5 protein-coding genes are annotated in these 6630 nt (G+C 40.4%); 4 read left to right on the top strand and 1 reads right to left on the bottom strand.

What is annotated here, in order from left to right:
* The first annotated feature begins 1401 nt into the window (after positions 1-1401).
* Entirely contained in the window at positions 1402-2238 is an 837-nt protein-coding gene (locus AC2204_RS20190) for a LysR family transcriptional regulator (RefSeq protein WP_318927690.1), read from the top strand.
* A 536-nt stretch (positions 2239-2774) separates the two neighbouring features.
* Here AC2204_RS20190 and accD read toward each other — a convergent pair.
* Positions 2775-3641, bottom strand: a complete 867-nt coding sequence (gene accD / locus AC2204_RS20185; protein ID WP_318927689.1) for an acetyl-CoA carboxylase, carboxyltransferase subunit beta — start codon at positions 3639-3641, stop codon at positions 2775-2777.
* Between the two features lie 109 nt (positions 3642-3750).
* Between accD and AC2204_RS20180 the strand changes: the two genes are divergently transcribed.
* The 3 genes from AC2204_RS20180 to AC2204_RS20170 all read left to right on the top strand — a co-directional run bounded on the left by AC2204_RS20180 (position 3751) and on the right by AC2204_RS20170 (position 6600).
* Positions 3751-4650, top strand: coding sequence for a LysR family transcriptional regulator (locus AC2204_RS20180; RefSeq protein WP_318927688.1), 900 nt, complete (start codon positions 3751-3753; stop codon positions 4648-4650).
* Positions 4651-5095: 445 nt separating this feature from the next.
* Positions 5096-5482: a lactoylglutathione lyase gene (gene gloA, locus AC2204_RS20175; protein ID WP_318927687.1), complete on the top strand. Its 387-nt coding sequence runs from the start codon at positions 5096-5098 to the stop codon at positions 5480-5482.
* A 14-nt stretch (positions 5483-5496) separates the two neighbouring features.
* The gene (locus AC2204_RS20170) at positions 5497-6600 is read left to right on the top strand and encodes an alkene reductase (RefSeq protein WP_318927686.1); all 1104 of its coding nucleotides are present in this window, start codon (positions 5497-5499) and stop codon (positions 6598-6600) included.
* Positions 6601-6630 lie beyond the last annotated feature (30 nt).

Below are 6630 nucleotides of genomic sequence, written 5' to 3'. Positions count from 1 at the left end.
GCTCTGCGGTGTGGCGACTAAAAACCTTACTAAGTACTTAGGGTGGCGGCGCATATTGAGTGATGATTCACTATCAAAGGCTACTTTTACAGAGAGAGTCGCTGGGTACTGGGCTCTCAACTAAGTTACTGAACAGAGCCCACACCAACCAAGCCTGAAAACTCTCTAATGTTCATTTATCGCCTTCAATATAAGTTTCGTTTAATGATGCACGCTACATTAGCAGCAGAGATAAATCTAGGCTGTAGGATCAATTGTCACCATGATCAAATACGAAAAAATATTCCTAACGCTCGCTCTGGGAGTTTCCGAGCATTGCGAATTGGTCAGTAAACAGCTTATGAATGAGTGATTGTACTAACAAGGAAAGGGGCAGCTCTGAGCTAGCCATACCAGCAAGCTCGAAGATGGACAAAAATCATTTAGAGTCGGTAGTCAAAATGAAACTAAAAGCATTAGTATATTATTTCAAATCCAACGTTAATGTATTACAGAGAACAACATGGATTGAATGAATATACAAAAAAGTGAGATTCATACCCAGCGGTTTTCTACTTAGGATGGAATAAACGTATGCCGATTATAGGAACCCTAACGGATATCCACTTATGACCAGTAGCAGATGTTCCCATTCGAAACATGCCAAAACCAAAAGAGTATCTTACACCATTTTGAGATACGTTAGCTTAAACACCTCCAGGATGTCTAAAATAAAGATCATTCACTGACGTATAACGAAAATGTCCCTCGATTCGAAGTAGTTCGAACGGTTTAGCTTCGGCTATTCGAATTGATCGAGTGAAAGCTAGCAATTAATCTAAACCAAGATCTCGTTTCATGTGATCGCTAAGCTCACACGTACTTCGTACATTGATTTTACTTTTTTGGTGGCGAGTTCTCATCTCATCACCAAATAATGTAATAAACACTTTTGTATAAAACCGGATAATATTATTTATCAAGCTAGACAAATTTTCGCGTTGAAAGTGATATTTTTTCGAACTTTGTTTTTCTGTCTTCATAGTTTAATACCTCTACATTGGTTAGGTTATAGTTTAAATGTGATAAATATAGCTCAATATTTATTGAGTCTTTTGGTGGGATTGAACCCTAATTAATAATAAAACCATCAACAAGTAAGATCATCGAGTTTAAACGTCTCAATTATTTCCCTAAAACATACATCTTTATACTTTATTTACTTTCAAGATTAATTAAAAATGATTTAAACTTTTCGTTATATCGGTTTAATTCAATATCATCAACTTTTTATTAAGGTAATAATCTATCATTATTTTATTGCAACTTTTAAATATCACTTTCATCCTCCGACGAAAGCTAGTTATACTAAGTGGGGATTTAAAAGACAACGTGACTTAGAGTTGCATATAGGTAACAATCATGGAATTGATGAACAATGAGCTAATCTGCTTTGCGGCAATTTGTAAGCACCTCTCCTTGACGAAGGCTTCAAAGGAGCTTGGAAAATCGAAGGCTCAAGTCAGCCGTCAACTGGCGGCCTTAGAGAAACAGCTTGGGGTTACGCTCGTTCACAGAACAACAAGAAAACTCATTCTGACTGATCATGGCGAAAGCATCAAAGAACTTGCCATCGAAGCTTTAGAGAATTTACAAGAGTTGAATTACAGAGCAAAATCACTTAGTGACTGTATTAGTGGGAAATTTAAAATAACAATGCCTAACTCGATAGCCTCTTCTATTTTTGGTGATATTCTTAAAGACCTTCAAGAACGGTATCCTGCCGTTAACTTTGAAATATCATCAAGTAACAATGTTGAGAATTTATTAGAAAGCAATGTAGATATAGCGATTAGACTTAATAACGTTGTTGATGACACATTGATTGCACATAAAGTTGGAAATTATAACGATATTTTAATATCGAAAATCGACAACACTAAAAATAATACGTTACTCATCTATAAAAACCATTCGAGTAAAGAGTCGATAAAGAAGAATTACAGTGATGTCATTGAAGTTGATAATACGTCCATTCTAATGAACTTTGTTGCTAGAGGCATCGGCGTTGGTGTCATTCCAAATTACCTCATGAAAGGTAGCCACGTAAACAACATCCATATTACAAAAATTTTCGATACGGAAAGAGCGATGTATATCGCCTACCCTTACCAAAATCCACTCCCAAGAAAGTTGGCCGAAATATCAGCTTTTATTAGAGTCGAACTGGATAGTATTTTGAGTAAGCCATCCTTTTAGTTAGGCTGATCTTTCGGGTGAAAATTGTATCATTTCGTTAGTTACGACGAGGCTATACAATAGAAATTTGTAACTAGATCGTTCTTGAGCTAGTGGGTGGTTGGTGTGCCACGTCGATACGTTAACCCAAGGTGCAATGATGTCATACACTTCGTTTTCCATAAATCACTCCAATAAAAACCAATCGTACAAGGAAGACCATTCCCCCAGTATGTAACTCCATGCTTCGCGTAATACATTCACTCTCTCGCACCAGACATTTCTAATTTGGATCAAGCAGGACATTTTAACTTCACCACTACAGACGATGGGCTGACTTTATCTATGTGTTTATCTAAAGGAGAAGATATAAGAAAATATATCGCTAACTATCATTAACGGGATATGAATGAGTTTTAGCACTAACGCATAATGGGGCAATTTCATTTTAGCTTTAGTGGATTAAAATTATCCGAAGGATAATTTCTGGTTTGTACAGTCATGGATATGGCTGTACATCGTAATTTTGAATACCTATATAAGTAAAAACTTATAAGCTATACATCCAGCGGAATAGTTCTATTTGTCATTTTAGCGATTAGTCCACCAACTCGTTTGCGCATCTCACGCCTATCCACAATCATATCTAGAGCACCATGCTCTAAGAGGAACTCACTTTGCTGAAAGCCCTCGGGTAATTTTTCTCGAACGGTTTGTTCTATAACTCGACGCCCCGCAAACCCAATTCTTGCCTTCGGTTCGCCAATGTTAATGTCCCCTAACATGGCTACGCTAGCTGAGACACCACCATAAGTTTGATCTGTTAGTACCGATATGTAGGGCAATTTAGCCATTGATAATTGATTCAAAGCAGCGCTGGTTTTGGCCATTTGCATCAAAGCCATTAGCGACTCTTGCATTCGAGCACCACCACAAGCAGAAAAGCACACCAACCCACAATTTGCATCAATAGCCGCTTCAACTGCTCGAACGAAACGTGCGCCTACAACTGACCCCATTGAGCCTGCCATAAAAGAAAACTCGAATGCGCAGGCAACAACAGGTAAGCCCATCAGTTTTCCCTTCATCACAACCAGTGCATCTCTTTCTCCTGTACTTTTCTGAGCTAGAGCAAGGCGATCCTTATAGCGTTTCAGATCCTTAAAATTGAGCAAATCTTTCGGTTCATGTTCACTGGCAATTTCAGTTCGCTCTTCTTTATCCAAAAAACTGTCTAATCGTTGGCGTGCCGCCATCCTCATATGGTGATCGCATTTTGGACACACAGCCAGATTCTCTTCAAGGGCTATGCGGTATAAGATCTGGTTACAAGAGGGGCATTTAGTCCATACCCCCTCAGGAATCGACGCTTTACGTGTACTAATTATGTTCTTCTTATCCAATAGCTTTTCTAGCCAACTCATGGGGAAACCTTACCTAGATACCTTTAGTGAAGAGTATTGTATTAGCCTGTTTATGGTAATAAAGTGTCAATTATTGGTTTTATAATCCCACTTTATGGGACTAAATGAGATGCTTGATAAGATTGAACAGCAGTGGTTAAAAAGTTTTCACTGTGTCTACGAGAACAACAGTTTTAAACGTGCTGCGGAATTTCTAAGTTTGCCGACATCAAATGTCAGTCGCCATATCGCTTTGCTGGAAGAGCGACTGGATATACGACTATTTGACAGAACCACACGCCGAATCGCTCCGACAGATGCAGGAGAACATCTTTATTTACGCACACAGCCATTGCTGGACAAGCTTAATGATGCTCTTGAGGAAGTGACTCAGCACTCTCATGAAGTCATGGGGCAGCTTAAAGTTTTAATGCCTGATTCGCCTGCATTAGCCCAAGCAGTGGTTTCTTTTTGTACCCTGCATCCTTCTGTTTCATTATGTTGTGATACGAGCATCAGTCCGAAAGAGGATTTACTTGATGGCTTTGACATCGTCTTAAGCTTTCATCGAGGAAAGCTCGAAGACAATAGTTGGGTAGCTAAGGAGATTAAACGCTGGCCAAGTGCTGTTGTGGCATCCCCCAAAATCCTACGGCGCTTTCCCAGACCTTTTCAGATTACCGATTTGAAACATGTTCCCTGTATCAATAGCTTTACCGCGTTAAATGGAACTCCGTGGATATTCAAAAACGCTAAAGGTGAGCTGATTACTCAAAAAGTACAGTCTTCTTTTAAAGTGAACAGCGGGTATCTTGCCAAAACAGGTGCAATATCTGGTTTAGGCCTTGCGATACTACCTATAGAATTTTGCCAAGCTGAGATATGTGCAGACACTTTGGAGGTGGTTGAGATGGAATATCAGCCTGATGATTTAGTGCTGTATGCTTTTTATTCTTCTAGAAAGCACTTGGCTAAAAAAATTCCGATGTTCATTGAACATCTAAAGTACCACGCAAATATAGTCAATTGAACCTGATATGCCATTAGAAATACTCTGGCGAACTCATATTAACAAACCATGTGTATATTCTTTTTCTAGCTTGGAATGGGGCAGATTCGTGTCAACCAAGGTTAAGCTGACACGACACTGGACAATTCCATGTTAAATGAAAAGCTCGAACCATAGAGTTCCGGATTATCTGAACTAGGGGTTAATGACGTGTCCAGTATTGGTCGTGTATATCAGGCAAATGTTGATGGAAATAGCTAGACAGAGCAAGCACTCGATATTTGAACCTTGAATACCAATCATAACAATAAATTATCAAACCCATAATAAACCATAATTTCCTGTTCATGTTAATTCCAAGTATCTTCACTTCAAATTCAAAAATCATTGATATCATAACGCTACCTGAATACAAGTGTCCCTGTCATAGGAAGTTAGTTCGGTGAAACGTTTAATAGGGTTAACTATGAAGTTTTTACACACCATGATCCGCGTTACGAACCTAGAACAATCTATTGAGTTTTATACCAAGGTGCTTGGTATGAGCATTCTGGATCAAACGGAAAATACCGAATACCGCTACTCATTAGTTTTCGTAGGGTACGAAGATCAACCAGAAGGCACAACGATTGAGTTGACCTACAACTGGGATACTAATCAATATGATATGGGGAATGCATTTGGTCACCTTGCATTAGGTGTTGAAGATATTTACGCCGCATGCGACAAGATCAAAACCCTTGGTGGTAACGTAACCCGTGAACCGGGCCCAGTAAAAGGAGGAACGACGCATATCGCCTTTATTACTGATCCTGATGGTTATCAAATTGAGCTAATCCAAGTTAGCAAGTAAGGGGAAATAACACGATGAAAGAAGCACTGTTTCAACCATTGCAGCTAGGTAAAGTATCGCTCAAAAACCGTATCGTCATGCCGCCAATGACTCGCTCACGAGCTAGTCAGCCAGGGAACATCGCCAACGATATGATGGCGGAGTACTATGCCCAGCGTGCAACAGCAGGCCTAATTGTCGCTGAAGGCACGCAGATTTCTGAAATGGGTCAAGGCTATGCCTGGACACCCGGTATCTATACCCCAGAGCAAATTGCAGGCTGGAAAAACGTCACTGATGCCGTTCATGAGAAAAAGGGCGTTATCTTCTCTCAGCTTTGGCATGTAGGTCGTGTAACACACCCTGATAACATTGGCGGTCAACAGCCGATTTCCTCTTCAGCACTGAAAGCAGAAAATGTAAAAGTATTCATCGACAACGGAAGCGACGAACCAGGCTTCGTTGATGTGGTTGAACCACGCGAAATGACCAAAGACGATATCAATAGAGTGGTAGGGGAATACCGTCAGGCAGCACTCAATGCGATCGAAGCCGGTTTTGATGGAATTGAACTGCATGCTGCAAATGGCTACCTGGTGAACCAGTTTATTGACTCTGAAGCCAACAACCGTACCGATGAATACGGTGGTTCTATTGATAATCGCCTGCGTTTCTTGAGTGAAGTCGTAGAAGCAATGGTTGATGCTATCGGCGCTGAACGCGTTGGTGTTCGTCTTGCACCATTTACTTCGCTAAACGGTACAGTAGATAAAACACCTGTCGAAACCTACACTGCGGCTGCAGCGCTACTCAATAAGCTGAATGTAGTATATATTCATATTGCTGAAGTGGATTGGGACGATGCACCTGATACGCCAACAGAGTTTAAGCACGCAATACGTGAAGCATACCAAGGTGTCATTATTTATGCTGGTCGCTACAATGGCGAGAAAGCGACACAAGCAATCACAGATGGATTAGCTGATATGGTTGGCTTTGGTCGCCCATTTATTGCAAATCCCGACTTACCAAAACGTATTAAAAACGATTATCCGTTGTCTGCACACGATCCGGAGACCTTGTTTGGTGGTGCTGAGAAAGGCCTGCTTGATTATCCAGAGCACCAAGCAGGCGAATAATCAGGCCGTGAAAATATACACGTAAACATC

It is taken from the genome of Photobacterium sp. (assembly GCF_057456235.1).
Note: the sequence above shows the minus strand (reverse complement) of the source record. Positions and strands in the feature narration are given on the sequence as shown.